The sequence below is a fragment of the Streptomyces sp. NPDC021622 genome (genome assembly GCF_040640795.1).
GTDB lineage: Bacteria > Actinomycetota > Actinomycetes > Streptomycetales > Streptomycetaceae > Streptomyces.
Window position 1 is genome coordinate 297,787 of record NZ_JBFACK010000001.1, and the last position, 25,162, is coordinate 322,948.

Here is a 25,162-nt window from a genome sequence, read left to right on the forward strand (position 1 = left end):
GCTCGCGCAGTTCCCCGCGCCCCTTACGGGGCCCTCAGTAGCGGCCCCGTAGCGGCGCGTAACTCACGACATGCCGAGCGCAGCGGGAAGGTAGCCTTTCTTCGTGCCCCGTCTGTCTGAAGTCATCGCCGCCCTCGACGCCCTGTGGCCCCCCGAGCGGGCCGAGCAGTGGGACGCGGTCGGCACCGTCTGCGGCGATCCCGACGCGGAGGTCTCCCGAGTCCTCTTCGCCGTCGACCCCGTCAAGGAGATCGCCGACGAGGCGGTCAGGCTGGGCGCCCAGCTCCTGGTCACGCACCATCCGCTCTATCTGCGCGGTACGACGACGGTCTCGGCCGGCACCTTCAAGGGCCGCGTCGTGCACGACCTGATCAAGCACGACGTCGCGCTGCACGTCGCGCACACCAACGCCGACCAGGCCGACCCCGGCGTCTCCGACGCCCTCGCGGGCGCGCTCGACCTGCGCGTCGTACGGCCCTTGGTGCCGGACCCGGCGGATGGGCACGGCCGCCGCGGACTCGGCAGGATCTGCGAGCTGGAGCACCCGCTGACGCTGAGCGAGCTCGCCGAGCGCGCGGCGAAGCGGCTGCCCGCCACCGCGCAGGGCATCCGGGTCGCGGGCGATCCGGAGCAGCTGATCCGCACCGTCGCGGTCAGCGGCGGCTCCGGCGACAGCCTCTTCGACGACGTACGGGCCGCCGGCGTCGACGCCTTCCTCACCGCGGACCTGCGCCACCACCCGGCGTCCGAGGCCCGCGAACGCACGCCTCTCGCGCTGCTAGACGCAGCGCACTGGGCCACCGAGTGGCCCTGGTGCGAGCTGGCCGCAGCCCAGCTCGACGAGATTTCCGACCGGAACGGATGGGGACTGCGCGTCCACGTCTCGAAGACGGTCACCGACCCCTGGACCGCCCACGCGGCCGCACCGCTTACCGACTCATCTGGAGCCCCCAACTGAACGCCGCGCCCGCCGACCAGATCCGACTGCTCGACGTCCAGGCCCTGGACGTACGTCTGCAGCAGCTCGCGCACAAGAAGAAGTCGCTGCCCGAGCACGCCGAGATCGAGTCGCTGAACAAGGACCTCGCGCAACTGCGCGACCTGCACGTCGCCTCGACGACCGAGGAGAGCGACTGCGCCCGCGAGCAGACCAAGGCGGAGCAGGACGTCGACCAGGTGCGTCAGCGCGCGGCCCGCGACCAGCAGCGCCTGGACTCGGGCGCGGTCACCTCGCCCAAGGACCTGGAGAACCTCCAGCGCGAGATCGCCTCGCTCGCCAAGCGCCAGGGCGACCTGGAGGACGTGGTCCTGGAGGTCATGGAGCGCCGCGAGTCCGCCCAGGAGCGGGTCTCCGAGCTGGGCAAGCGGGTCTCCTCCGTGCAGGCGAAGATCGACGACGCGACGGCCCGCCGTGACGCGGCCTTCGAGGAGATCGACGGCGAGGCCGCCACGGTCACCAAGGAGCGCGAGGTCGTGGCGGGTTCGGTCCCGGCCGACCTGCTCAAGCTCTACGACAAGCTGCGCGTCCAGCAGGGCGGCGTCGGCGCGGCCAAGCTCTACCAGCGCCGCTGCGAGGGCTGCCGCCTTGAGCTGAACATCACCGAGGTCAACGAGGTGAAGGCGGCGTCCCCCGACACGGTCCTGCGGTGCGAGAACTGCCGCCGCATCCTGGTCCGTACGTCCGAGTCGGGACTCTAGGAGCCTTGCCCGTGCGGGAGTTCATCGTCGAGGCCGACGGCGGTTCCCGGGGAAACCCGGGGCCCGCGGGCTACGGCTCCGTGGTCATCGACGCGGCGACGGGGGAGACCCTGGCGGAGGCCGCGGAGTACATCGGCGTCGCGACGAACAACGTCGCCGAGTACAAGGGTCTTGTGGCCGGTCTGAAGGCCGCGTACGCCCTCGACCCGACGGCCTCGGTCCACGTCCGCATGGACTCGAAACTGGTCGTCGAGCAGATGTCGGGGCGCTGGAAGATCAAGCACCCGGACATGAAGCCGCTGGCCGCCGAGGCGGCGCGGGTCTTCCCCGCGCCCCAGGTGACGTACGAGTGGATCCCGCGCGAGAAGAACAAGCACGCGGACCGGCTGGCCAACGAGGCGATGGACGCGGGCAAGCGGGGGCGGCAGTGGGAGGCTTCGGCTTCCACCGCCGAGCTGGACGCGAAGGCGTCGGTCCCGGTGCCTTCGGGGCCGCCCGGTGACGCCGCCGCGGGTGCGGCCAAGGCGCGGGCGGCGCTGGCGGAGCGACGGGCTCCGGAAGTGCCTTCCGGTAGTGCGGCGGATGTCCGTGCCGCGGGCAACGTGGCCGCGCAGGCGCCGTCGGCAGGTTGGGGCCCGGATCTCGGCGCCCCCGCGACCTTCGTCCTGCTGCGGCACGGCGAGACCGCGCTGACCCCGCAGAAGCGGTTCTCGGGCAGCGGCGGCTCCGATCCCTCGCTCTCGGACATCGGCCGCGAGCAGGCCGACCGCGCCGCGGCGGCGCTCGCCGCCCGTGGCACGATCCAGGCGATCGTCTCCTCGCCGCTGAAGCGCTGCCAGGAGACCGCGCAGGCCGTGGCCGCCCGCATCGGACTCGACGTACGCATCGAGGACGGGCTGCGCGAGACGGACTTCGGGGCCTGGGAGGGCCTGACCTTCGGCGAGGTGCGGGAGCGTCAGCCGGAGGAACTGAACGCCTGGCTGTCATCGGCGAAGGCGGCGCCGCCCGGCGGCGAGTCCTTCGCGGCGGTGTCCCGCCGGGTCTCGGCGGCGCGGGACCGGCTGACCGCCGAGTACGCGGGCCGCACGGTGCTGCTCGTCACGCACGTCACGCCGATCAAGACCCTGGTCCGCCTGGCGCTCGGCGCCCCGCCGGAGGCACTGTTCCGCATGGAACTCTCGGCGGCCTCGCTGTCGGCGGTGGCGTACTACGCGGACGGCAATGCGTCGCTGCGCTTGCTGAACGAGACGGCGCACCTGCGCTGAGCGCTCCGCGGGAAGTGCGGTACTAATCCGCGGGTCCGTCGTGGCTGGTCGCGCAGTTCCCCGCGCCCCTTACGGGGCGCGGCACCGCGGCAGTGTCAGCGCAGGGCTGCCGCCTCGCGGGCCAGGGACTCGACCCGGGCCCAGTCCTTCGCCGCCACCGCGTCGGCGGGAAGCATCCAACTGCCGCCCACGCAGCCGACGTTGGCCAGGGCGAGGTAGGAGGGTGCGGAGGCGAGCGAGACGCCTCCGGTCGGGCAGAAACGGGCCTGGGGAAGCGGGCCCCCGAGGGACTTGAGGTAGGCGGTCCCGCCGGCGGCCTCCGCCGGGAAGAACTTCATCTCACGCACCCCGCGCTCAAGCAGCGCGACAACCTCCGAGGTCGTCGAGACCCCCGGCAGGAACGGCACCCCCGACTCCCGCATCGCGCCGAGCAGCGTGTCCGTCCAGCCCGGACTGACCAGGAAGCGGGCCCCGGCGGCAACGGAGTCCGCGACGCCCTGGGCCGAGATGACGGTGCCGGCGCCGACCACGGCGTCCGGGACCTCGGCGGCGACGGCCCGGATCGCGCCGAGCGCGGCGGGCGTCCGCAGCGTCACCTCGATGGCGGGCAGCCCACCCGCGACGAGCGCACGCGCCAGCGGCACGGCGTCGGCGACGTCCTCGACGACGACCACGGGGACGACGGGGGCGAGATCGAGCACGGAGACGGAGGGGGAGGTCATGCCAGCATCCTGCCCCCGGCGAGCAGCATACGCAAAGTGCGTTGCACATGCTGCAACACACCCATGCCGGGCAAACGGGCGGGCGGGCGGGAACCGCTTGTTCGTTCCCCCTGCACCGCAGGGCAATCGGGCGGGTGGGTGGGAAAAGCTCGTGCATGCACCCCCGCACCACGGGGCAACCGGGCTCCCCCGGGCCGACTACCCTGGCCCGGGGGCCGCACCCCCCACCCGCATCCCTCCGAAGGAGACCCCGTGCTCGTGCTGCTGCCGCCCTCCGAAGGCAAGGCCCCCTCCGGCCGCGGCGCCCCCCTCAAGCCGGAGTCGCTCTCCCTCCCGGCCCTCGCGGACGCACGCCAGGCCGTCCTCGACGAGCTGGTCGACCTCTGCCTCTCCGACGAGGAGAAGGCCCGCGACGTACTCGGCCTGAGCGAAGGCCTGCGCGCCGAGGTCGCCAAGAACACCGAGCTCCGCACGGCCGGCGCGCGTCCCGCGGGGGAGATCTACACCGGCGTGCTGTACGACGCCCTGGGCCTCGCATCGCTCGACGCGGCCGCCAAGCGCCGCGCGGCCCGCTCCCTGCTCGTGTTCTCCGGACTGTGGGGCGCCGTCGGCATCACCGACCGCATCCCCTCCTACCGCTGCTCGATGGGCGTGAAGCTGCCCGGCATCGGCGCGCTCGGCGCCCACTGGCGTACGCCGATGGCCTCGGCGCTCCCCGATGCGGCGGGCGACGGGCTCGTACTCGATCTGCGGTCGTCGGCGTACACGGCAGCGTGGAAGCCGAAGGGCGAGGTCGCCGGGCGGACGGCGACGGTCCGGGTGCTTCACGCGCAGATCGACCCGGCGACCGGGGCCGAGAAGCGCTCCGTCGTCTCGCACTTCAACAAGGCGACGAAGGGCCGCATCGTCCGCTCCCTCCTGGAGACCGGCGCGCAGCCCAAGAACCCGGCCGAACTGGTCGATGCGCTCCGGGACCTGGGCCACGTCGTGGAGGCCGAGGCCCCCGCGAAGCCGGGCAGGGCATGGGCGCTCGACGTGGTGGTACGAGAGATCCACTGAGGCCGTGGCGGGGCGGTCCTGCTGCTCCGGGCGGCCCGGCGGGACGAGCGCCCGCGGCCCGCCCGGCCTACGCTCGGTCCATGCCCCGCCGCCATCTCCACGTGACCGGCGCAGCCGAGGCTCCGTTGCGGGGCGTGCTGCGTGAACTGCGGACGAAGCTGGACGTGCCGGAGGAGTTCCCGGCCGACGTCCTCGCGGAGGCGGAGCGCGCCGCCGCCGCGCCACGGCTCCCCGACCACGACGCGACCGACATCCCCTTCTTCACCATCGACCCGCCGACCTCCGTCGACCTCGACCAGGCGATGCACCTGTCCCGGCGGGAGAGCGGCGGATACCGGGTGCGGTACGCCATCGCCGACGTCGCCGCGTACGTCACGCCGGGGCAGGCGCTCGACGCCGAGGCCCACCGGCGCGTCACGACCCTCTACTTCCCCGACGAGAAGGTGCCGCTGCACCCCACCGCGCTGAGCGAGGGCGCGGCCAGCCTGCTGCCGGGGCAGGACTGCCCGGCCGCGCTCTGGACGATCGACCTCGACGACGAGGGGCGGACCCTCTCGACCGACGTGCGCCGCGCCCTCGTACGCAGCCGCGCCAAGCTCGACTACGACGGGGCGCAGCGGGCGATCGACGACGGCACCGCCGAGGAGCCGCTCGCGCTGCTCGCCGACATCGGGCGGCTGCGCGAGCGCCTGGAGGTCGAGCGCGGCGGCATCTCCCTCAACGTCCCCGAGCAGGAGATCGTCGAGCGGGACGGCGCCTACGAACTCGCCTACCGGGCGCCGCTGCCCGCCGACGGCTGGAACGCCCAGATCTCCCTGCTCACCGGGATGGCGGCGGCAGACCTGATGATCGCGTCGGGGACGGGCATCCTGCGCACCCTGCCCATCGCACCCGACGGCGCGGTCGGCCGCCTCCGTCGCACCGCGAAGGCCCTGCGCATCGACTGGCCGCACCACGTCCCGTACGCCGAACTGGTGCGCTCGCTGGATCCGGCCCGGTCCCACCACGCCGCGTTCCTGCAGGAGTGCACGACGCTGCTGAGGGGCGCGGGCTACACCGCGTTCAGCGGCGGCGACGTCCCCGAACTCACCACGCACGCCGCCGTCGCCGCCCCCTACGCCCACTGCACGGCACCGCTGCGCCGCCTCGTCGACCGATACGCCGCCGAGCTCTGCCTCGCCGCCTGCGCGGGCGCCGGCGTTCCGGAGTGGGTGCTCGCCGCGCTGCCCGAGCTGGCCAAGGAGATGGCGGACGGCACGCGGCGCGGCAACACCGTGGAGCGCGCCTGCGTGGACATCGTCGAGGCGGCGCTGCTCAAGGAGCGGGTCGGCGAGATCTTCGACGCGGTGGTGGTGGACGTGAAGGAGGACGAACCGGCCGTCGGCACCGTCCAGTTGACGGAGCCGGCGATCGTCGCCCCGATCGAGGGCGGCACGGGGGAGTTGCCGCTGGGGGAACGCCTGCGGGTCCGCCTCACGCAGGCGGACCCCGGGGTGGCGGAGGTGCGGTTCGCGCCCGCGTGAGGGCTGAGCGGCTGCTCAGGGCCTGTCTCGAAGTCGGGTGTGAGCCTGTGGCAAGATCGCGGGATGCTGCGACTCACCGATTTCATCATCGACTGCCCGGACACGATGAAGCTGGCGGCTTTCTACTCCGAGGTGACGGGCCGTCCGGTCAAGGAAGGCAGCTCCGAGCACTGGGCCGGCATCCAGTTCGGCGAGATCGAGCTGGCATTCATCCAGGTGGACGACTACCGCGCTCCGCAGTGGCCCGACAGCGAGCACCCCAAGCAGTTCCACCTCGACTTCGAAGTGGACGAGATCGAGCCCGAGCGGCGCCGCGTCCTCGACCTCGGCGCGACGCTGCGGCAGGACTTCATCGGCCCCGACGGCTACGGCTGGCAGGTCTACACCGACCCGATCGGCCACCCCTTCTGCCTGTGCCGCAACAAGGGCGTCATCTGGACCGACCAGGGCCCGACCTGGCCCAAGGGCGACTGAGCGGCTCGATCTTCCCGCAATCGCGAGTCGCCGCCTTGAGCGCGGCCAGCAGCCCCGCCGGATCGTCGGCGTGCAGCCGCACCGTCGTCACCGGGCGGCGCTTGCCGAGGAACCCGACGGCCGTGACGGGCTCCGTCAGCTCCAGGGTGAGGGAGGTCTGGGAGGCGACCGCCAGGTCCAGCACGCCGTCGGCGGGCTCGTGCGCGTAGCGCCGCTCACCACGTACGGCGGCGATCCGATCCAGCGGTATCAGCAGGTCGCAGTGGGCGCCCTTGCGTACGCGGAAGGCGTCGGCGGACAGCACGTGCGGCCGGGTCACGGACGCCGCCTGCACGCCGAGCATCAGGACGACGGTGTAGACGTCGACGAAGAGCGTGACCTCGTGGAGCACCGGCACATTCCGCAGCAGCACGGCAAGCCCGACGGTCTCCACGGCACACACGAAGATGAAGCCGTACATGAGCGCCGACTGATCGCGCGCGTGCCCGAACGCCGTATCGCCCCGCCGCACCCCGTGCCGCCGCCGCGCCACCCACAGGAAGAGGCTGGCCAGGGCCTTCAGTTCATGCCCGACGATCCGCCGCACGGGCTCGGGCACGACGTCCCGGACAGCCTCCGCCCCGCCCCGCCGGTACAGGACCGCGAGCCCCGCGCCCGCGACCACGAGCAGTGTCAGCGCGACGGCCTCGGCACCGACGAGCACGGCGGCGGGCAGCGCCGCACCCGCCAACAGGAGGGTGACAAAGGCGAGTTCAAGGGGCACGGAGATCCAGAACAGACCCCGCAGGAGCCGCGTCATCGCGCACCCCGCTCGGCGAGCAGCCGCATGGCGCGGCGCACGGCCGCCGCCTGCGCGGGGGCGAAGTCGGCGAAGAAGGCTTTGAGGAAGGCGGAGTTGACGGCATCGGACTCGCGCGCCCCTCCTTCTGCTTCCGCTGCGAACGCCGCAAGCTGCTCCCGCCCCAGCTCCTCGGCGAGCGTGTCCGGCAGACAGTCGGCGAGCGCCCGCGCCGTCTCGTCCACCCGCGGATCGCCGGGATCGACGTCAGCGAGGTCTTCGAGGCGGGCGTACACGTCGAAGGCGGCCTCCACCGCTTTTGGCCCCTGGAGCACCGGACGCAGCGCCGCCAGCAACCGGTCCCGGTCCTGCGCGGGCGCGGCGGTCTCGATCAGGGCGAGCAGCTCCCGGTCCTTCGCGGCCATCGCGGAGCCGGGGTGGCCCTCGCGATGGCCGGCCGCGAGGCTCATCTCGCCGAAGAATTCGGCCAGTTCGGGCGAGACGGGCCCATCGGCGGGCAGCCGTCCGCCGTTCGTGTCGGCGAGCAGCTCCCGCAGCCGCTCCCTGCGCCCTCTGATCGCGGCCTCCTGCCGGGCGAGGTCCTCGTCCAGCTCGGCGAGCACCTCGGCGAGCTCGCGCCCCGCGTCGTCCGCGAGCACGTCCCGCACCTCGGCGAGCCCGAGCCCCAGCTCGGTCAGCCGCCGGATCCGGGCGAGCACGACGGCATGCCGCAGGGTGTACTCCCGGTACCCGTTGGGTCGCCGCTCGGGCTCGGGAAGCAGCCCGAGATGGTGATAGTGCCTGATGGCCCGCGTGGTGACACCCACGACGCCGGCGAGCTCGCCGATCCGCATTCCGCTCATGGGGCCAGTAGAAACGTTGACGCTGCGGCAAGGTCAAGCACACGGCACGTACGACGGGCGATGTCTGACAGCGACCCGTGATCCTGTGCCACGATCGGAGGAACAACTCCTGATCTCATGGACGGCGGATCAAGCGATGTCCCAGTCTGGCGAGCGACCGAGGAAGGGGCGTGACATGACTGCCATGGCACACGAGCCGCTCACGCGGGCGGAGGTCCTGCTGGAGGGCTTCCTGGCCCTGGACACCCCGGAGGGTTTCCGGGCGGAACTGATCGAGGGGGAGATTGTCGTGACGCCGCCGCCGGACGGGGACCACGAGGACTACATCGGCCTGGTCGTGGACCAGGTGATCAGGCGCTCCAGGACCCGTATGCAGTTCTCCGGGAACAAGGGCCTGAAGCTCAAGAGCGGGGAGGCTTGTCCGAAGAGCCACGCGATCCCGGACGGTACCTTCGCCCCCATGGAGCTGCGGCTCTTCAAGGGCGCAGAGCCCTGGATGCCCTGCGAGGGTGTGGCCCTGGTCGTCGAGGTCACCTCCACCAAGCCGCAGGCGGACCGGGAAGCCAAGCGGCGCTGTTACGCCCGCGGCGGCATCCCGCTCTACCTGCTCATCGACCGTGACGAATCCTCGGTGACGCTGTTCAGCGAGGCCGAAGGGGACGACTACCGGCAGCACTGCACGCTCCCCTTCGGCAAGGCGGTCGCCCTCCCCGAACCGTTCGGCTTCGAGCTGGAGACCTCCGAGTTCGTCTGACCGTCCACGGAAAGTTCCCGGAAGCGGCATGGAAGAGGGGCGCGGCGGCGTTGCATCCCTGAGGTGGGGGCGACGCGAGCAGGGGAGCACGGCATGGGCGGCAAGGCACTGCACGGAAACGGCAGCCGCCGCGAGCACGCCGTCTGGACCCGCGCCCCGTTCGGTCCCGGCGGCGGCACCCTCGACCTCCTCACCGCCCGCTTCGACCAGCACCGCTACGCGCCGCACTACCACGAGGAGTTCACCGTCGGCGTCTGCATCGGCGGCTCCGAGATCATCGACTACCGGGGCGGGCGGCTGCACCTGGGGCCGGGATCCATCGTCGTACTCGCGCCCGGAGAAGTGCACACGGGCGGCCCGGGACCCGGCGGGGGATACGCGTACCGGGCGATGTACCCGGCCCGGACGCTGCTCGCCGAAGGCACCGCCCTCTCCGAAGCCACATCCCTGTTCCCCCACTTCCGCGACCCGGTCCTGGACGACCCCGAACTCGCCGCCGCCTTGCGCGCCGCCCACACCCGGCTCAGCGACCACCCCGACCCGCTGGAGGCGGAGTCGCGGCTGCCCTGGCTGCTCGCCGCCCTCGCCCGCAGGCACAGCACCGCACGGCCGCTGTGCGACACGATCCCCGGCGCCGACCACATAGCCCGCGCCGTGCGCGACCGCCTCGCCGACGAGCTCCTCGCCCCGCCCTCCCTCGCCGAACTCGCCGCCCCGCTCGGCCTCTCCCGCTACCAACTCCTGCGCGCCTTCCGTACGTCGACGGGGATGCCGCCCTACGCCTGGCTCGCCCAGCACCGTGTGACCCGGGCCCGCGCCCTGCTCGACGCGGGTCTGCGGCCGGCCGATGCGGCCGCCCTCGTCGGCTTCGCCGACCAGGCGCACCTGACCCGCTGGTTCCGCCGGATCCTGGGGGTGACCCCGGCGGCGTACCGCAACAGCGTCCAACCATCCGCACACCGCAACAACGTTCAAGACGTCGTACGTTGAACAACCCGAAACTACCCGCATGACTGCACGCGGCTGGTTCCTCTTCTCCCTGATGGGTGTCCTGTGGGGCATCCCGTACCTGATGATCAAAGTGGCCGTCGAAGAGCTCTCGCCGTCGATGGTGGTCTTCGCCCGCTGTGCGCTCGGCGCCGCGCTGCTCCTGCCGTTCGCGCTACGACAAGGCGGCTTGACCCGTGTCGTACGCGCCCACTGGAAGCCCATGCTGGCCTTCGCCTGCATCGAGATCCTGGGCCCCTGGTGGACCCTCACCGACGCCGAGCGCCGCCTCTCCAGCTCCACGGCGGGCCTGCTGATCGCGGCGGTCCCGATCATCGGCGCGGTCCTGGCCCGCTTCTTCGGCGACACGGAACGCCTGGGCGCCCGCCGGCTCACGGGCCTGGGCCTGGGCCTGGGCGGAGTCGCCGTCCTGACCGTCCCCCACCTCACCGGCGGTGACGCCTGGTCCCTGACGGAGGTCCTGCTCACGGCACTGGGCTACGCCATCGCCCCGCTGATCGTGGCCCGCCACCTCAAGGCGGTCCCCACCCTCCAGCTGATAGCCCCCTGCCTGACGCTGGCGGCGCTGGTCTACGCCGTCCCCGCCATGGCCACCTGGCCGGCCGCCACCCCCAGCCCGCAGACCCTGGCCTCCCTCGCCGGCCTGGGCATCATCTGCACGGCTCTGGCCTTCGTCGTCTTCCTCGAACTCATCCGCGAGGCGGGCCCGACGCGGGCGGTGGTCTTCACCTACGTGAACCCGGCGGTGGCGGTCGCCGCGGGCGTGGCCTTCCTCTCCGAACCCCTCACGGCGGGCATCGCGGCGTCGTTCGCACTGATCCTGGCGGGCTCGTTCCTGGCTACGGCGGGGTCCGCGGGGCGGAGCTCCGGCACACGCCGGGTAGCATGGTCGCTACGGCAGACGAGCCGGGCGGACGGCCGCGTGAAGCTCCCCTCACCAGGGGCTCTTCCCGAGGAACGTCCGGGCTCCACAGGGCAAGGTGGTGGCTAACGGCCACCCGGGGTGACCCGCGGGACAGTGCCACAGAAAACAGACCGCCGGAGGCTTCGGCCCCCGGTAAGGGTGAAACGGTGGTGTAAGAGACCACCAGCGCCTGAGGTGACTCAGGCGGCTAGGTAAACCCCACCTGGAGCAAGGTCAAAAGGAAACGCCGCTTTGTGAAAAGGGGCGGTTCTGCGCGGACGTTCGAGGGCTGCCCGCCCGAGTCCGCGGGTAGACCGCACGAGGCCCGCAGCAATGCGGGCCCTAGATGGATGGCCGTCTCCCCGGCCGCCGCGAGGCGCCCGGGCGACAGAACCCGGCGTACAGCCCGACTCGTCTGCCTTTACCTTCCTGACCAGGGAAAATGCCCTGCCTCTTCGCCCCGAGGCGGGGGCTCTTTCGTATGCCTGGCGGCCATTGCCCGCCTCCGTCGGTTCCCTCTGCGGATTCGGACGGAAAATGCGCAAGGCCGCCTCGCGGATCCATCCCCCGGGCCCACAACTCGTCCCCGAACGAGTGAGTTTGCGAGCGACAATCGGTACGTTCCGATATGCCTGGCCGCAGCAATACCCCCACCTCCCGAAAGGCCAGTCATGCGTGTCCGCCTCGCCCTCAGCGCCGCCGCGATTCCCCTGCTCATCGCGGGCTTCGCCGCCGCCGCGCCCGCCCACGCGGGCCAGTTCGACGACCTGACCGTCAACGGCACCGGCAAGATCGCCACCGACGGCACCATCACGCTCTCCGGCACGTACCGCTGCCTGCCCGACGACAGCCCCGGCCCGGTGTTCGTCGGCAGCACCCTCGTCCAGGGCGGCGAGTCCACCGGCATCGGCGGCACCCACGCCGTATGCGACGGCCAGGTCCACGAATGGACCAACACCAGCAAGGGCACCACCACCGGATCCCGCTACGCGCGAGGTGAGGCCACCGTGCGGGCCCACCTGGTGAAGCTGGACACGAGGAGCGGCCTGCCGATGCCGCAGCTGCTCGCCCACGAGGAGGCGCGGGGCGAGCTGAAGTAGGCGAGGCTGCCGAGGGATCACGGCAACGGCGTCGGACGGCTCGTCTGCTGCTCCCCTTCCTGACCTGGTCAGGAAGGGGGCCGGTCTGGTTGGTGCAGCCTCGCGCCGGAGCAGCCTCCGGGCGGGCAGCCTCGCGCCGGAGCAGCCGATCTTCGCGTTCTTGTCGCGGCTGGAATTGGCCGTAGCATGTCAAAAATCATGAAGGTGTGCCTTGCCACCTCTAGGGGCCCGTGCCTCAATGGGCAGCGGTCGAGATGCTGACGGTGTGTCACATCTCGTACTCATCACCCCCCGCATTCCCCCCACTTGAAGGCAGGGCCCCATGAGGCATGGCAGCACCATGTTCCGCAGGCAGCACGGCAGATTCGGTGTCGGCAGGCTCGGCGCCGGGTCGGCGTTAGGGGTTGGGCTTGTTGCCGTCGGTGCGATGGTGATGGCTCCGGCCGCCACCGCCGTGACGCCGGATACCGCGACCATCTCGTTCGACTGTGGTTCCTACGGCTCCGGCACGGCGACGCTCAAGGCCACCCAGGACGGCACGGCCGCGACCATCAGCGTGTCCACGTCCGCGATCACCGCGCCCATCGACATCGCGGCCAACTCCGTCGAGTCGACGCTCTCGCTCACCAAGAACGGGTCGGACACGGCTACCTTCACCGGTAAGTCCAACCCGGCCATACCGGCCGGCGGCGAAGTCTCCACCGGGCCGCTCAACGGGACCGTCGCCATCGGCGACAGTCTTGAGGGCAAGTCGCTGCAGGTCGTGGTCCTCGGGATCAGCGTGACCTGCAATGCCACATCGGCGCAGGCACCCGGGCCGTTCGTCTTCTGAGCCTGAGCGGGTGCGCAACGGGGCGGTGCGGATCGCGGTGCGGATCAGGGCCGGGCCGTGCCGTCCCCTTCGGCTGTCGCCAGTGGGCGCCAGTACTGGTTCTTTTCGTTGTCCCGTACGACGTAGCCGAGACCCTGCAGCGTCTCGACGATGTCCCGTGCGTCCTCGGCCGACTTGCGCTTCAGTGCCGCCTTGCGTGCCGCAAGGAGCGCGTGGGCCTCCGCGGGGAGGGCGGGGACCCCGGGGATCCAGCGGTGGAACAGGGGTGCGTGCGGGTCGGAATCCCGCCAGGGGTAGCCGTGCTTGCGGAAGGCCTTGGCCAGGGTCGATGGCGATGCCGTGCGGGGGCCGCGTGCGAACTGGCGTGACGTGCCGTCGAGGATCACCAGGTCCTTGCCGTCCAGGAAGACCGCCGAGACCTCGGCGCGTGCGATCGTCCGGGTCAGGTCGTTCCGGTCGGTCTCCAGGTGGTCGTCGGTCAGCTTCAGCTTCAGTGCTTCGGTGAGTTCCGTGACGGCGATGAGGAGGCCCGCCACCAGACCCACCGCCAGGCCCGCCGCCATCGCGATGCCCGTCTGCCACGGCGTGTCCAGCGAGCCGACGAACGTGATGCCGTCCCGCCAGGGCAGCACCGGCGCCTTGGCCAGCCGGCGGGCGAGCGGCGGCAGGGCGGCGCCGAGCAGCAGGCCGAGGGCGGGCATGCCGATCAGTACGACGAGCAGGTCGCCCCGCGGGTAACCCAGCACCGTCGTCCGGTCCTTGACGACGGGGAGGGGGTGGCCGATGGCCTTCTCGCCCGGCGTTCCGTGCTCTGGCTCTTTGCGGGTCATGTTCACGACGCTAGGCGCGCGAGGGCCGCCGGAGCAGCGGTCTAAAGTCGATGGGCGGGAGACTTCGGTCGGTATTCCATACTCCGTGTTCCCTGTTCCCTGTTCCATATTGCGTTGCCCGTGCCATCGGCCTGCCCTTACCGTCCCGATCATGCTGCCCACCGTGGACACCGACGAGCAATGGGACGCCGTCGTCCCCGACGAAGCCGTCATGCGGCCCGGCGTCGAGGACCTCTGCCGCAGGCTCGGGCTCGCGGGTGCGCCGCTGGTGCGGTTCCCTGCGGGGTCGCAGCCCGTGTACGCGGTCGGGGGCGAGCTCGTGCTCAAGCTCTTTCCCGGTGCGGCGGCGGCCGACGGCCTCGTCGAGGAGCGGGTGTTGAGCCATCTCGACGGGCGCCTTCCGGTCCGTACGCCACGGGTGCACGCGGCAGGCGCGTACGAGAACGGATGGCGGTACGTCCTGATGTCCCGGCTGCCCGGCGAGGAGCTCGTCGCCGCCTGGCCGCGCATCCCGCGAGGGGGACGCGAACACCTCGTCGAGGAAGCCGGCGCTGCGCTCGCCGCGCTGCACGCCCTGGATCCCGCGCCGCTCGCCGACGTGCTCGGGCCCGGCGAGTCCGACGTGCTCGGCCCCGGCGACTGGGGCGCCTTCCTCGGCAGGCAGCGGTCCGGGGCCGAGCGGCGGCAGCGGGAGCGCGGGCTGCCGGAGAGCTGGGTCGAGCAGATCCCGGACTTCCTCAACTCCGTTGCCCTGCCCGGCGATCCGCCGCCCGCCCTGCTGCACACCGAGTTCATGCGTCAGCATCTGCTGGTCGATGCCGACCCCGGTGGCCTGCCCGAACGCCCGCGCCTCAGCGGGCTCTTCGACTTCGAGCCCGCCATGATCGGGGACCGGGCGTACGACTTCGTGGGCGTCGGCCTCTTCGTCACGCGCGCCGAGCCGGGGCTGCTCGGCCGCTTCATGCGGGCCTACGGCCGCACCTTCGACCCCCGTGAACTCCTCGCCCACACCTTGCTGCACGTTTACAGCAATCTGCCCTGGTACCTGCGCGAGCTGCCCGCCCCGCCGGAGCCGACGCTCGAATCGCTCGCGGAGACGTGGTTCGACGTAGGCATGGGCAGCGGGACGGGCTGAGTCACGGGCTGAGTCCGCCTTGCGGGCCGCCTTGCTCAGGCCACCGGCATCAGCGTCAGATATGCCAGGCCCAGGGCGCTGCGGTAGCCCCGCAGCCAGCTGTTGCGCTGGCGGTCCACCTTCTCGCGGGTCTCGGCGGCAAGGGGGTGGTCGGGGAACGTGGCCAGCCACTCCTCCACGTCCGAGCGGTAGCCGGACTCGAACTCCTCCCACTCCTGAGGGCTCGCGGTCTCCACCCACAGGGGGCGGAAGCCGGCCGCGATCGCCGCGTCCACCAGGTCGCCCAGGCAGAGGTGTTCGCCGACGTGGGCGTCCGGCCACATCGCGGCGAGTTCCTCGGAGGTCGGCGTGCGCTGCCAGAAGCCTTCGCCGAGGACGACGCGGCCGCCGGGGCGGACCAGGCGGCGCAGCTCGCGCAGGGCCTCGGCGGTGTAGTGGGGCGGTTCGGCGGCGCTGAGCGCATGGCTCGCGCCTAGGCACAGAACCAGGTCGGCGGGGTCGCGGGTGGTGTTCCGCGCCGACTCCTCGGCGAAGGTGACCCGGTCGGTGAGTCCGCGCTTCTCGGCGTCGGCGCGGGCCCTGGCCAGGTCGTCCCCGTTCAGGTCCACGCCGGTGCCGGTGGCTCCGGGGGCCGCCTCCAGGACGCGCAGCAGCAACTCGCCCCAGCCGCAGCCGATGTCGAGCACGGAGCCGGCTCCCGGCGAGACGCGCTCGACGAGGCGTGCGGCCCGCGCCTCGGAGAGCGGGCCGTGGAAGGTGAGGCGGGTGAGGCGGGGCGGGACGTTCGTGGTGGTGTCGGTCATGGGAGGGGACGGTAATCGGTCAACTCGGCCGGGGGACACCGACTTTCGGTGCGGTGTACGCCGTGGGGTCGCGCGCGCCGTGCGGTCCGGGGCGCCCTGCCCAAGGTGCCCATTCCCTGAAGGCGCCCCTCCCCAAAGGTGCCCTTCCCCGAAGGTGCCCTCCCAAGGCGCCCCCTAAGGGCGTCAGTCCGCCACCGGTCCTTCCTCGTTCTCCTCGCCCGCCCGCTCCTCCCGTACGTTCCGCTGCCGCGAGCCCACCGACACGAGCACCCCCACCGCCGTGCCCGCGAGAGCCGCCGGCACCATCCACGCCCGGTTGAAGGAGTGGCCGAGCGCTTCGTCGACCGAGTACGCGCCGGGGCCCGTGATCGCGAGGGTGGCGGAGACCAGGCCCAGGAACGCCGGGTACTCATAGCCGCCGCCCATGCTGAAGAAGCCGTTGGGGGCGTGCACGGCGGTCGCTCCCGCCATGGCGCCCGCCGCCGCGGAACCGGCGGCCGGGGTCGCGAGGCCGAGCGCGAGGAGCACGCCGCCGCCCGCCTCGGAAAGGCCCGCGACCATGGCGTTCGCCTTGCCCGGCTTGTAGCCGATGGACTCCATGAACGCGCCGGTGCCTTCGATGCCGTGGCCGCCGAACCAGCCGAAGAGCTTCTGGGCGCCGTGCGCGGCGAGCACGCCGCCCGTACCCACCCGGAGCAGGAGCAGGCCCAGGTCGCGGCGGTCGAAGCAGGAACTGGTCATGGCGGCGTCTCCTGAAGCGGGGGGAGGGAGACCGGGTACGGCTCCTCCTCCACCGTCCGCCAGACCCGCCCCGCGCACCCGGCTCGATCGGCCGTACGAGTGACCCCGCCGCGTCCGGTGGCGCGCGGGCACGGCCGGTGTGACGGTGGGCCCATGAGCATTCAGGTAAACCGGCTCAGCGACCCCACGGTCCGAGCCTTCGTCACCGCGGTGAACGCCAATGACCAGGCCGCCTTCCAGGCCGTCCTCACGCCCGACGCGACCATGTCCGACGACGGTTCCGACCGGAACATCGCCGACTGGACCGAGCGCGAGATCTTCTCCTCCAACGGCCATATGGAGGTGGAGAACGAGTCCGACGGCGGGCGCACGCTGGTCGTCTCGTATCGCAATGACACGTGGGGCGAGATGCGCACGAAGTGGCGGTTCGACGTCGACGGCGGGAAGGTGTCCCGCTTCGAGACGGGCCAGGCCTGAGCCTCGCCCGGAGGCAGGCTGCCGGGCCCGACGTATCGGGCAGGGCAACCGTTCCGCGACCCGGTGCCGCCCGCCGCTCCCCGACGGGCGGCACGGATCGGCACGGAGCGGCTGCCCTGCCCCCTCCCCCTTCACAGTGGCCTGTGGTGCCTCAGTGGCAGTTCTTGGAGCCGCTGTCGGCCGTCGTCCACGAGCAGGAGTCCTTGAGCGAGCCGCTCGGCTTGATGAGGCGGGCCTTGTCGCTGGTGTTGTTCCAGACGTACGAGCCGCGGCCCCAGTAGCGGACCCCCGAGGCGTTGGTGCCCTTGCCCGTGCGGACCTTGACGGTCTTGCCCGCGCCGATCTTGTAGCTGCCGAAGGTGTACGTGTAGCCGGTGTTGTCCTTCAGCTTGTAGCCCTTGAGCTGGATCGCCGAGCCGGAGTTGTTGTGGATGTTCACCCACTCCGCGTTGAGCGAGGAGTTGGTACGGCTGTCCCGGCCCGGACTGTCGTACTGGATGTAACCGAGGTGAAGCCCGCTCTGGTGGCGCGCGGCCGCGTTCGCCGGGGACACGGCGAGCAGCGAGGCCGACAGCGCGGCGGCGGCGAGGACGGCCGGGACCGCGGAACGTATGCGCAAGATGTGCTCCGAGTGTGCTCTGAATGTGGAGTTCTCGTGGAGGGCTCGCTGAGCATACTGGGCGTGATGCGCGTAATTGACGCGGAGCGTCCTATTCCTTTTGTGCAGATGTTGGCCGACCGTGAGCGGCGGGTCACGGTCGGCCACTTGGGCGGGCGGTGCGTGCTGGTGTGTGCGGTGCGCACGGTGCGCGCGATGCGCTAACCCCGCCCGATGAACGGCATGTTCGTCGCGAGCACCGTCGCGAACTGCACATTCGCCTCAAGCGGCAGCTCCGCCATGTGCCGCACCGTCCGTGCCACGTCGGACACGTCCATCACGGGCTCGGGCATCAACTCCCCGTTGGCCTGCAGGATTCCGGACCGCATCCGCTCGGTCATGTCGGTCGCCGCGTTGCCGATGTCGATCTGGCCGCAGGCGATCCGGTAGGGACGGCCGTCCAGGGAGAGGGACTTCGTCAGGCCGGTCAGCGCGTGCTTCGTCGTCGTGTACGCGATCGAGTGCGGGCGCGGGACCTGCGCCGAAATGGACCCGTTGTTGATGATCCGGCCGCCCTGCGGGTCCTGCTCCTTCATCTGCCGGAACGCCGCCTGCGCGCACAGGAACGCGCCGTTGAGGTTCGTGTCGACGACGTGCCGCCAGGCGTCGTAGGGCAGCTCCTCGACCGGGACGCCGCCGGGGCCGAACGTGCCGGCGTTGTTGAAGAGGAGGTCGAGGCGGCCGAAGTTCTCGCGTACGGACGAGAAGAGCGCGGCCACGTCCTGCGGCTCGGACACGTCGGTACGTACGCACAAGGACGTGCCCAAGGGCGTGCCCAAGGACGTTCCCAAGGGCGTGCCCAAGGACGTTCCCAAGGGCGTGGACGTGCCGTCGGGGGCGAGCGCCGCCGTCTCCTCCAGCGTCTCGACGCGGCGCCCCGCGAGCGCCACGGACCATCCCGCGCGCAGCAGTTCGACCGCCACGGACCTGCCGATACCGGACCCCGCGCCGGTCACCACGGCCGTCCTTGTTTCCCCAGTTAGCTCTGCGTTCATGGCCCCGCAGCGTACGGGAGGGGTGTCCACGCGGACCTCATCCGCCCGCCATGTGGCTGTTGTGTACGCGACAGTCGGGCGTCGTCCCCCGCCACTTGCATGCCCCTGACACCAATCGTCAGGGGAGGGTCACATGACACCCGCAGGCCGGCACCACGCACCCGAACTCCGAGCCGCCGCCCGCCACTTGGGCCGCCGTCGCTTCCTCACCGTCACCGGCGCGGCGGCCGCGCTCGCCTTCGTCACCAACCTGCCGACGGCGGGCACCGCTAGCGCCGCCGAGCTTGACGCGCGAAAGATCAACAAGGACCCGTTCACCCTCGGCGTCGCATCCGGTGACCCGCTGCCCGGCTCCGTCCTGCTCTGGACCCGCCTCGCCCCGTCCCCGTACGAACCGGGCAGCGGCCTGCCGAACGAGCGCGTCACCGTCCAGTGGGAGCTCGCCCACGACGCCCGCTTCCGCCGGATCGCCAGACGCGGATCGGCCACCGCGCACCCCGAGTTCAACCACTCCGTGCACGTCGAGGCGGACCACCTCGACGCCGGGCGGACCTACTACTTCCGCTTCAAGGCCGGCCAGTGGATCAGCGAAACCGGCCGCACCCGCACCGCGCCCGCCACCGGCAGCAAGGTGAGCTCCCTGACGCTCGCCGCGGTGTCCTGCCAGGCGTACCACGACGGCTACTACACCCCGTACAAACACCTGGCGGAGGACGACGTCGACGTCGTCTTCCACCTGGGCGACTACCTCTACGAGTACGCGGTGAACGCGGTCGGCGGCGCCCGCAACTACACCGACCGCACGCTGCCCGCGCTCTACAACCGCGAGACGCAGACCCTTGAGGACTACCGACTGCGGTACGCCCTCTACAAGTCGGACCCCGATCTGCGCGCCGCGCACGCCGCGCACCCCTTCGTCGTCACCTGGGACGACCACGAGACCGAGAACAACTACGCGGACGACCTCGACGAGAACGGCAACCCGCCCGCCGAGTTCCTCGTCCGCCGCGCCGCCGCCTACCGCGCGTACTGGGAGAACCTGCCGCTGCGCAGCCCCCAGAAGCCGAGCGGCCCGGACCTCCAGCTCTACCGCCGCGTCAAGTGGGGGCGGCTCGCCCAGTTCGACATCCTGGACACCCGGCAGTACCGCTCCGACCAGGCGTACGGCGACAAGGCCCACGTCCCGGGGCCGGAGACGGACGACCCGGCGCGCACCATCACCGGCGCCACGCAGGAGCGCTGGCTGATCGACGGCTGGCGCAACTCGCGGGCGCTGTGGAACGTAGTGCCGCAGCAGGTCACCTTCTCCGAGCGGCGGCTCGACCTCAACGCCGAGGCGAAGCTGTCGATGGACGCCTGGGACGGCTACCGCGCATCCCGGCAGCGGGTCCTCGACGGCGCGAAGTCCTCCGGCATCGAGAACCTGATGGTGCTCACCGGTGACGTACACGTCGGGTACGCCTTCGACATCAAGGAGGACTTCGACGACCAGTCGTCGAGGAACGTCGGTACGGAGATCGTCGCGACGTCCATCGCGAGCGGCAAGGACGGCGCCGAGAAGCCCGCGAACTGGGAGACCTACACCAAGGCCAACCCGCACATGAAGTTCTACAACGGGCGGCGGGGATACGTGACGGTCGCCCTCGGCACCGAGTCCGCGCGCGCCGACTTCAAGACAGTGTCGGCGGTGACGACGCCGGGGGCGCCGATCACCACGGCTGCGTCCTTCGTGACGGAGTCGGGCAACCCGGGGCTCAAGCCCGCGTAGTCGGGCGGCAGTTGAGGGTGCGCTCACTCGCCCGGGTAGCGCACCCCGATCCGCTCCCGCACCGCGTCAAGGGTCCGCATCACCGCGAGGGTGCCTTCGAGGGGGACGAGCGGGGACTCGGTGTCGCCCGCGCGGATGCGGTGCATGACCTCGGCGGCCTCGTGCTTGAGGCTGTCGCGGGTGCCGTCGGCGGGGGCGGCCGTGAACTCCTCGGGGTCGCGGCCGTCGCGGTGCAGCACGAAGCGGTCCGGGAAGAAGAAGCCGTACGGGATGTCGATGCGGCCCCGCGAGCCGGTGACGGAGGCGGTGACGGGGGTGCCCGCGTTGATGGAGCAGTGCAACACGGCGTGAGCACCGCTCTCCCACGAGAGCAGCATTCCCGTCTGGAGATCAACGCCCTCATTCGAGAGCGCTGCTCTCGCAGTCACCCCCGACGGCTCCCCGAGCAGCAGCTGTGCGAACGACACCGGGTACACCCCGAGATCGAGCAGCGCGCCACCGCCCTGCGCCGGATCACGAAGGCGGTGCGCGGGCGGGAAGGGACCGGCGAGCCCGAAGTCCGCCTGCACGGTGCGCACTTCACCGATCGCCCCGTCGTCGACGAGCGCCTTCAGCCGCCTGACCAGCGGATGGCAGTACATCCACATGGCCTCCATCAGGAACAGGCCGCGCCGCCTGGCCAGCGTCACCAGCTCCCGCGCCTCCCGTGCGTTCAGCGCGAACGCCTTCTCGCAGAGCACCGCACGACCGGCCTCCAGACAGAGCCCGGCCGCCGCCCGATGCGCCGAGTGCGGTGTCGCCACGTACACGACATCGACGTCCGCGTCCTCGGCGAGCGCGCCCCACTCGCCGTACGCGCGGGGTATCCCGAACCGCTCGGCGAACGCCTTCGCCGACGTGTCGGTGCGTGAGGCCACCGCCACGACCTCCGCGTCCGGCATGTCGAGCAGATTCGCCGTGAACGACGCGGCGATCCCGCCCGTCGCGAGGATGCCCCAGCGCACGGGCTCACGGTTGTCTTCCACCATTGGGGCCGCCCCTGTCCGTACCGCGCGGTACCGCGGAAATGGTCTCAACCAGCACAGCTGAGCTGAGAGCATAGGTAATCGCACGCCTAATCGGGAGGGAATCCGCATGCCGGAACACGGCAGCCGCACGACGGGAGGGGCCGAGGGTCCGCGCATACGGCAGTCCGGAACGGCAGAGCCGAGCGCCTCCGGCGAGCAGGCCGCAGCGGGAGCCGTCGCCGGAGAGCCGAGCGGCTCGTCACTCGTCGTCGACGCCCCAGACCCGGCGCCCCGCGCACCCGGCCTCGCCGCACGGCGCCGCACCGGCCTCCTCGTCACCCTCGCCCTCGGCGGGCTCACCGCGGTGCCGCCGCTCTCCATGGACATGTACCTCCCGGCCCTCCCGGAGGTCACCCGCTCGCTGCACACGTCCGCCGCGACCGCCCAGCTCACGCTCACCGCCTGCCTCGCCGGCATGGCGCTCGGGCAGCTGGCCGTCGGGCCGATGAGCGACAAGTGGGGGCGGCGCAGACCCCTGCTCATCGGCCTGTTCGTCTATATCTTCGCCACCGCGATCTGCGCCTTCGCGCCCACCGTCGAACTCCTCGTCGGATTCCGGCTGTTGCAGGGCCTCGCGGGCGCCGCGGGCATCGTCATCGCCCGCGCCATCGTCCGTGATCTCTACGACGGCGTGGAGATGGCCCGGTTCTTCTCCACCCTCATGCTGATCTCCGGGGTCGCCCCGATCGTCGCGCCCCTCATCGGCGGCCAGGTCCTGCGCCTCACCGACTGGCGCGGCGTCTTCGCCGTGCTCACCGGCGTCGGCATCGCCCTGACGGTCCTCGTCTGGCGCCGGCTCCCCGAGACGCTCGCCCCCGAGAAGCGGCACAGCGGCGGGACCGCCGAAGCCCTGCGCACCATGCGCGGACTGCTCGCCGACCGCGTCTTCACCGGCTACATGATCGCGGGCGGCTTCGCCTTCGCAGCGCTCTTCGCCTACGTCTCCGCGTCGCCGTTCGTCATCCAGGAGATCTACGGCGCGTCCCCGCAGACCTTCAGCCTGCTCTTCGGCGTCAACTCCGTCGGCCTGATCGTCGTCGGCCAGATCAACGGCAAGATCCTCGTCGGCCGGGTCAGCCTCGACAAGGCGCTCACCTTCGGCCTCACCGTCATCACCCTCGCGGCGGCCGCGCTCCTCCTGATGACCTCCGGCGTCTTCGGCGACGTCGGCCTGTTCCCCGTCGCCGCCGGGCTCTTCGTCCTGATGTCGGCGATGGGCCTCGCGATGCCCAACACCAACGCGCTCGCCCTGATGCGCACCCCGCACGCCGCGGGCTCGGCATCCGCGCTGCTCGGCACGTCCTCCTTCCTCATCGGCGCGATCGCCTCACCGCTGGTGGGCATCGCCGGCGAGGCCACCGCCGTCCCGATGGCCCTGGTGCAGCTCGTCTGCGCCCTGGCGGCGATCGGCTGCTTCGTGGGACTGTGCCGACCCTGGCAGCGGACTACGCGAGGGGAGGCGGACCACTGACCGCGCCCCGTCTTCTGCGCCCCGGAACACCGGACCGCGCGGGACTCGACACGGATGAGATGACCCATCTCGTACGAGAGGTGCGCGCCCTGACGCGCGGCGAGCGGCCCTGGTGCGCGGGCGCCGTGGTGCTCGCGGGACGCGGCCCGGTGATCGCCGTCGAGGAGGCCGCGGGATACGCGGTGCGCTACAGCGCGTACGACCCGGTGGCCGACGCGGGTGTCGAACTGCCGCCGGAGCAGCGGGTGCCCGCCCGCACCGACACGCCCTTCGACCTGGCCTCGCTGACCAAGCTGTTCACCACCGTCGCCGCCATGCAGCAGCTGGAGCGCGGCACGCTCGGCATCGACGCGCTGGTGTCGGCGTACCTCCCCGAGTTCACGGCCGCCGCCGAGCACCGGATCAGCGTGCGCCAGCTGCTCACCCACACCTCGGGCCTGCGACCCGAACTCCCGCTGTACGCCTGCCCGGACGACCGGGCGCGGCTCGACGCCCTGCGCTCCGAGGCCCCCTCCGCCGAGCCGGGCACGCACGTCTACTCCGACCTGAACATGCTGCTCCTCCAGCACGTCCTTGAGCGCATCACCCGCCGCCCGCTCGACGTCCTCGTACGCGATGGCATCACCCGGCCGCTCGGCATGGCGGCCACCGGCTTCGGGCCGCGCCCCGACGCGGCCGCCACCGAGGACCAGCGCACCCCCTGGGCCAAGGCCGACCGGGGGATGCTGCGGGGCGATGTGCACGATGAGAACGCCTGGGCCCTGGGCGGCGTCGCGGGCCACGCCGGGCTCTTCTCCACCGTGCGCGACCTCGCGGTGTTCTGCCGCGCGCTGCTGTGCGGCGGTTCCTACGGCACCGCGCGCATCCTCGGCCCGGACTTCGTGGAGCTGATGCTGACGCCGCCGGGCCTCGGCTTCGGCCTCGACCAGGAGTGGTTCATGGGGTCTCTCGCGGGGCGCGGGGCGGCGGGGCACACGGGGTTTACGGGGACGTCCCTGGTCATGGACCCCGCGACGGACACGTTTCTGATCCTGCTGGCGAACACGGTGCATCCGCGCCGCGGGCGCAGCGACAGCGGGCCACGGGCGCGGGCGGCTACTCGCCTTGCCCGCGCGGCGCGGTGACGCTCCGCTGGGGGTGCGGTGATTCGTCTGCGGGCCCGGTGGGGGCTGGTCGCGCAGTTCCCCGCGCCCCTTCGGGCGCTTTCCTGCCCCCGTAGAATCACGGGGTGAACGTCCCGATCTCCCCGGTTTCCCCGGCCGAAGCCCTGCGCGCCGCCCTCGCCGGGCTGCTTGATGGGCTGCCGCCGAAGCAGGCGGCGCAGGCCGTCGACCGGCTGATCGCCAATTACCGGGGGCGTACCCCGACCGACGCCCCGATTCTGCGTGACCGTGCCGACGTCGCCGCGTACGCCGCTTACCGCATGCCCGCCACCTTCGAGGCGGTGCGTTCCGCGCTCGGGGCCCTCGCGGACGCGGCGCCCGAGGGGTGGGTGCCCGGGAGTCATGTGGATGTCGGCGGTGGCACCGGCGCGGCGGTCTGGGCGGCTAACGCGACGTGGGGTGGTGAGCGGCCGGTGACCGTCCTTGACTGGGCCGAGCCCGCCCTTGCCCTGGGGCGTGAACTGGCGGCCGGGGTCCCGGAGTTGAAGGCGGTGCGGTGGCAGCGCTCCCGTATCGGAGCGGCGCTCAGCATCGAGAGCACTGATCTCGTCACGGTGTCGTACGTACTGAATGAGCTGACCGAGGCCGACCGGCGCTCCCTCGTGGACGCGGCCGCGGCAGCCGCGGCGCAGGCCGTCGTCATCATCGAGCCCGGCACCCCCGACGGCTACGCACGCGTCATCGAGGCCCGCGACCGGCTGATCGCCGCAGGATTCCGGATCGCCGCGCCCTGCCCGCACAGCGCCGCCTGCCCGATCGTGCCCGGCGATGACTGGTGCCACTTTTCGGCGCGCGTCAGCCGCTCCTCCCTGCACCGGCAGGTCAAGGGCGGCTCATTGGCGTACGAGGACGAGAAGTTCAGCTATGTGGCGGCCGTCCGCTTCGACGCGGAGCCCGCGGCCAACCGCGTCGTGCGCAAGCCGCAGATCCGCAAGGGCCAGGTCCTGCTCGACCTGTGCGCGGCGGACGAGACGCTGGGCCGCGAGACGGTGACCAAGCGGCACGGCCCGCTGTACAAGGCGGCCCGCGACGCGGAGTGGGGCGACCCGTGGCCGCCCCACCAGGAGAGCTAGC

General features: G+C 71.8%; 25 protein-coding genes, 1 other RNA gene and 1 pseudogene. 18 read left to right on the plus strand and 9 right to left on the minus strand.

Annotated features, from left to right (window positions below; genetic code table 11):
- Nucleotides 1–103: 103 nt before the first annotated feature.
- The 3 genes from AB0G47_RS01350 to AB0G47_RS01360 are packed head-to-tail and all read left to right on the plus strand — an operon-like array spanning nt 104 to nt 2,963.
- The gene (locus AB0G47_RS01350) at nt 104–958 is read left to right on the plus strand and encodes a Nif3-like dinuclear metal center hexameric protein (RefSeq protein ID WP_266867581.1); all 855 of its coding nucleotides are present in this window, start codon (nt 104–106) and stop codon (nt 956–958) included.
- The gene (locus AB0G47_RS01355) at nt 955–1,698 is read left to right on the plus strand and encodes a C4-type zinc ribbon domain-containing protein (protein ID WP_360763903.1); all 744 of its coding nucleotides are present in this window, start codon (nt 955–957) and stop codon (nt 1,696–1,698) included. Before AB0G47_RS01350 ends, AB0G47_RS01355 begins: the two co-directional genes overlap by 4 nt.
- Nucleotides 1,699–1,709: 11 nt before the next feature.
- Nucleotides 1,710–2,963 (plus strand): bifunctional RNase H/acid phosphatase, encoded by a 1,254-nt coding sequence (locus AB0G47_RS01360; RefSeq protein WP_360762785.1) that lies wholly within the window; start codon nt 1,710–1,712, stop codon nt 2,961–2,963.
- A gap of 95 nt (nt 2,964–3,058) precedes the next feature.
- Here AB0G47_RS01360 and eda read toward each other — a convergent pair whose 3' ends face one another.
- Nucleotides 3,059–3,685: a bifunctional 4-hydroxy-2-oxoglutarate aldolase/2-dehydro-3-deoxy-phosphogluconate aldolase gene (eda, locus tag AB0G47_RS01365; protein WP_360762788.1), complete on the minus strand. Its 627-nt coding sequence runs from the start codon at nt 3,683–3,685 to the stop codon at nt 3,059–3,061.
- A 252-nt stretch (nt 3,686–3,937) separates the two neighbouring features.
- Between eda and yaaA the strand changes: the two genes are divergently transcribed.
- From yaaA to AB0G47_RS01380, 3 genes are all read left to right on the plus strand, one after another.
- The gene (gene yaaA / locus AB0G47_RS01370; protein WP_360762791.1) at nt 3,938–4,744 is read left to right on the plus strand and encodes a peroxide stress protein YaaA; all 807 of its coding nucleotides are present in this window, start codon (nt 3,938–3,940) and stop codon (nt 4,742–4,744) included.
- Nucleotides 4,745–4,824: 80 nt separating this feature from the next.
- The gene (locus AB0G47_RS01375) at nt 4,825–6,267 is read left to right on the plus strand and encodes an RNB domain-containing ribonuclease (RefSeq protein WP_360762794.1); all 1,443 of its coding nucleotides are present in this window, start codon (nt 4,825–4,827) and stop codon (nt 6,265–6,267) included.
- A gap of 63 nt (nt 6,268–6,330) precedes the next feature.
- Nucleotides 6,331–6,741 carry a VOC family protein gene (locus tag AB0G47_RS01380; RefSeq protein WP_360762796.1) on the plus strand — a complete coding sequence of 137 codons (411 nt, stop codon included), beginning with the start codon at nt 6,331–6,333 and terminating at the stop codon, nt 6,739–6,741.
- Here the strand turns inward: AB0G47_RS01380 and AB0G47_RS01385 are convergent.
- Both AB0G47_RS01385 and AB0G47_RS01390 read right to left on the minus strand, forming a co-directional pair.
- A complete protein-coding gene (locus AB0G47_RS01385; RefSeq protein WP_360762799.1) occupies nt 6,698–7,540 on the minus strand; it encodes a hypothetical protein in 843 nt (280 codons plus the stop codon). The two genes, AB0G47_RS01380 and AB0G47_RS01385, sit on opposite strands and share 44 nt — an antisense overlap.
- Nucleotides 7,537–8,373, minus strand: coding sequence for a MerR family transcriptional regulator (locus AB0G47_RS01390; RefSeq protein ID WP_360763905.1), 837 nt, complete (start codon nt 8,371–8,373; stop codon nt 7,537–7,539). Before AB0G47_RS01390 ends, AB0G47_RS01385 begins: the two co-directional genes overlap by 4 nt.
- A 193-nt stretch (nt 8,374–8,566) precedes the next feature.
- Here AB0G47_RS01390 and AB0G47_RS01395 point away from each other — a divergent pair, with 193 nt between their 5' ends.
- From AB0G47_RS01395 to AB0G47_RS01420, 6 genes and pseudogenes are all read left to right on the plus strand, one after another.
- Complete coding sequence (locus AB0G47_RS01395) at nt 8,567–9,136, plus strand: Uma2 family endonuclease (protein WP_360763907.1); 570 nt, start codon at nt 8,567–8,569, stop codon at nt 9,134–9,136.
- 93 nt (nt 9,137–9,229) lie between these two features.
- On the plus strand, nt 9,230–10,126 hold the full coding sequence (locus AB0G47_RS01400; RefSeq protein WP_360762802.1) for an AraC family transcriptional regulator: 897 nt from the start codon (nt 9,230–9,232) through the stop codon (nt 10,124–10,126).
- A 19-nt stretch (nt 10,127–10,145) separates the two neighbouring features.
- Nucleotides 10,146–10,973 (plus strand): annotated as a pseudogene (locus AB0G47_RS01405) (DMT family transporter); the annotation flags it as partial.
- 73 nt (nt 10,974–11,046) lie between these two features.
- Nucleotides 11,047–11,466, plus strand: an RNA gene (rnpB, locus tag AB0G47_RS01410) — RNase P RNA component class A.
- Nucleotides 11,467–11,719: 253 nt separating this feature from the next.
- Entirely contained in the window at nt 11,720–12,148 is a 429-nt protein-coding gene (locus AB0G47_RS01415) for a DUF6299 family protein (RefSeq protein ID WP_360762805.1), read from the plus strand.
- A 427-nt stretch (nt 12,149–12,575) separates the two neighbouring features.
- Entirely contained in the window at nt 12,576–12,980 is a 405-nt protein-coding gene (locus AB0G47_RS01420; RefSeq protein WP_360762807.1) for a hypothetical protein, read from the plus strand.
- A 44-nt stretch (nt 12,981–13,024) separates the two neighbouring features.
- Here AB0G47_RS01420 and AB0G47_RS01425 read toward each other — a convergent pair whose 3' ends face one another.
- Nucleotides 13,025–13,810, minus strand: a complete 786-nt coding sequence (locus AB0G47_RS01425) for a hypothetical protein (protein WP_360762810.1) — start codon at nt 13,808–13,810, stop codon at nt 13,025–13,027.
- Between the two features lie 151 nt (nt 13,811–13,961).
- Here AB0G47_RS01425 and AB0G47_RS01430 point away from each other — a divergent pair, with 151 nt between their 5' ends.
- Nucleotides 13,962–14,945 carry an aminoglycoside phosphotransferase family protein gene (locus tag AB0G47_RS01430; protein WP_360762813.1) on the plus strand — a complete coding sequence of 328 codons (984 nt, stop codon included), beginning with the start codon at nt 13,962–13,964 and terminating at the stop codon, nt 14,943–14,945.
- Between the two features lie 35 nt (nt 14,946–14,980).
- On the opposite strand, the gene AB0G47_RS01435 is transcribed toward AB0G47_RS01430, so the two are convergent.
- Both AB0G47_RS01435 and AB0G47_RS01440 read right to left on the minus strand, forming a co-directional pair.
- Nucleotides 14,981–15,748, minus strand: a complete 768-nt coding sequence (locus AB0G47_RS01435; RefSeq protein ID WP_360762816.1) for a methyltransferase — start codon at nt 15,746–15,748, stop codon at nt 14,981–14,983.
- A gap of 183 nt (nt 15,749–15,931) precedes the next feature.
- On the minus strand, nt 15,932–16,489 hold the full coding sequence (locus tag AB0G47_RS01440) for a DoxX family protein (RefSeq protein WP_360762819.1): 558 nt from the start codon (nt 16,487–16,489) through the stop codon (nt 15,932–15,934).
- Nucleotides 16,490–16,642: 153 nt separating this feature from the next.
- Between AB0G47_RS01440 and AB0G47_RS01445 the strand changes: the two genes are divergently transcribed.
- Entirely contained in the window at nt 16,643–16,966 is a 324-nt protein-coding gene (locus AB0G47_RS01445; protein WP_360762822.1) for a nuclear transport factor 2 family protein, read from the plus strand.
- A gap of 151 nt (nt 16,967–17,117) precedes the next feature.
- On the opposite strand, the gene AB0G47_RS01450 is transcribed toward AB0G47_RS01445, so the two are convergent.
- Together AB0G47_RS01450 and AB0G47_RS01455 are read right to left on the minus strand one after the other, a co-directional pair.
- A complete protein-coding gene (locus tag AB0G47_RS01450) occupies nt 17,118–17,585 on the minus strand; it encodes a lamin tail domain-containing protein (protein WP_360762825.1) in 468 nt (155 codons plus the stop codon).
- Between the two features lie 200 nt (nt 17,586–17,785).
- Nucleotides 17,786–18,619, minus strand: coding sequence for an SDR family oxidoreductase (locus AB0G47_RS01455; RefSeq protein WP_360762828.1), 834 nt, complete (start codon nt 18,617–18,619; stop codon nt 17,786–17,788).
- A gap of 133 nt (nt 18,620–18,752) precedes the next feature.
- Here AB0G47_RS01455 and AB0G47_RS01460 point away from each other — a divergent pair, with 133 nt between their 5' ends.
- Nucleotides 18,753–20,387, plus strand: a complete 1,635-nt coding sequence (locus tag AB0G47_RS01460; RefSeq protein WP_360762831.1) for an alkaline phosphatase D family protein — start codon at nt 18,753–18,755, stop codon at nt 20,385–20,387.
- Nucleotides 20,388–20,410: 23 nt separating this feature from the next.
- Here AB0G47_RS01460 and AB0G47_RS01465 read toward each other — a convergent pair whose 3' ends face one another.
- A complete protein-coding gene (locus AB0G47_RS01465; RefSeq protein ID WP_360762834.1) occupies nt 20,411–21,415 on the minus strand; it encodes a Gfo/Idh/MocA family oxidoreductase in 1,005 nt (334 codons plus the stop codon).
- Between the two features lie 106 nt (nt 21,416–21,521).
- Between AB0G47_RS01465 and AB0G47_RS01470 the strand changes: the two genes are divergently transcribed.
- The 3 genes from AB0G47_RS01470 (at nt 21,522) to AB0G47_RS01480 (ending at nt 25,161) form a co-directional block, all read left to right on the plus strand.
- Nucleotides 21,522–22,925 carry a multidrug effflux MFS transporter gene (locus AB0G47_RS01470; RefSeq protein ID WP_360762837.1) on the plus strand — a complete coding sequence of 468 codons (1,404 nt, stop codon included), beginning with the start codon at nt 21,522–21,524 and terminating at the stop codon, nt 22,923–22,925.
- Nucleotides 22,926–22,984: 59 nt separating this feature from the next.
- Nucleotides 22,985–24,049 (plus strand): serine hydrolase domain-containing protein, encoded by a 1,065-nt coding sequence (locus AB0G47_RS01475; protein ID WP_360762840.1) that lies wholly within the window; start codon nt 22,985–22,987, stop codon nt 24,047–24,049.
- 104 nt (nt 24,050–24,153) lie between these two features.
- Nucleotides 24,154–25,161 (plus strand): small ribosomal subunit Rsm22 family protein, encoded by a 1,008-nt coding sequence (locus tag AB0G47_RS01480; RefSeq protein WP_360762843.1) that lies wholly within the window; start codon nt 24,154–24,156, stop codon nt 25,159–25,161.
- Nucleotide 25,162 lies beyond the last annotated feature (1 nt).

Coding starts and splice junctions, on each gene's coding strand:
- AB0G47_RS01460 (WP_360762831.1), top strand. CDS start 18,753: ATGACACCCGCAGGCCGGCACCACGCACCCGAACTCCGAGCCGCCGCC.
- AB0G47_RS01415 (WP_360762805.1), top strand. CDS start 11,720: ATGCGTGTCCGCCTCGCCCTCAGCGCCGCCGCGATTCCCCTGCTCATC.
- AB0G47_RS01455 (WP_360762828.1), bottom strand. CDS start 18,619: ATGAACGCAGAGCTAACTGGGGAAACAAGGACGGCCGTGGTGACCGGC.
- eda (WP_360762788.1), bottom strand. CDS start 3,685: ATGACCTCCCCCTCCGTCTCCGTGCTCGATCTCGCCCCCGTCGTCCCC.
- AB0G47_RS01430 (WP_360762813.1), top strand. CDS start 13,962: ATGCTGCCCACCGTGGACACCGACGAGCAATGGGACGCCGTCGTCCCC.
- AB0G47_RS01475 (WP_360762840.1), top strand. CDS start 22,985: ATGACCCATCTCGTACGAGAGGTGCGCGCCCTGACGCGCGGCGAGCGG.
- AB0G47_RS01445 (WP_360762822.1), top strand. CDS start 16,643: ATGAGCATTCAGGTAAACCGGCTCAGCGACCCCACGGTCCGAGCCTTC.
- AB0G47_RS01385 (WP_360762799.1), bottom strand. CDS start 7,540: ATGACGCGGCTCCTGCGGGGTCTGTTCTGGATCTCCGTGCCCCTTGAA.
- AB0G47_RS01440 (WP_360762819.1), bottom strand. CDS start 16,489: ATGACCAGTTCCTGCTTCGACCGCCGCGACCTGGGCCTGCTCCTGCTC.
- AB0G47_RS01420 (WP_360762807.1), top strand. CDS start 12,576: ATGGTGATGGCTCCGGCCGCCACCGCCGTGACGCCGGATACCGCGACC.
- AB0G47_RS01395 (WP_360763907.1), top strand. CDS start 8,567: ATGGCACACGAGCCGCTCACGCGGGCGGAGGTCCTGCTGGAGGGCTTC.
- AB0G47_RS01390 (WP_360763905.1), bottom strand. CDS start 8,373: ATGCGGATCGGCGAGCTCGCCGGCGTCGTGGGTGTCACCACGCGGGCC.
- AB0G47_RS01425 (WP_360762810.1), bottom strand. CDS start 13,810: ATGACCCGCAAAGAGCCAGAGCACGGAACGCCGGGCGAGAAGGCCATC.
- AB0G47_RS01400 (WP_360762802.1), top strand. CDS start 9,230: ATGGGCGGCAAGGCACTGCACGGAAACGGCAGCCGCCGCGAGCACGCC.
- AB0G47_RS01470 (WP_360762837.1), top strand. CDS start 21,522: ATGCCGGAACACGGCAGCCGCACGACGGGAGGGGCCGAGGGTCCGCGC.
- AB0G47_RS01375 (WP_360762794.1), top strand. CDS start 4,825: ATGCCCCGCCGCCATCTCCACGTGACCGGCGCAGCCGAGGCTCCGTTG.
- AB0G47_RS01380 (WP_360762796.1), top strand. CDS start 6,331: ATGCTGCGACTCACCGATTTCATCATCGACTGCCCGGACACGATGAAG.
- AB0G47_RS01435 (WP_360762816.1), bottom strand. CDS start 15,748: ATGACCGACACCACCACGAACGTCCCGCCCCGCCTCACCCGCCTCACC.
- AB0G47_RS01465 (WP_360762834.1), bottom strand. CDS start 21,415: ATGGTGGAAGACAACCGTGAGCCCGTGCGCTGGGGCATCCTCGCGACG.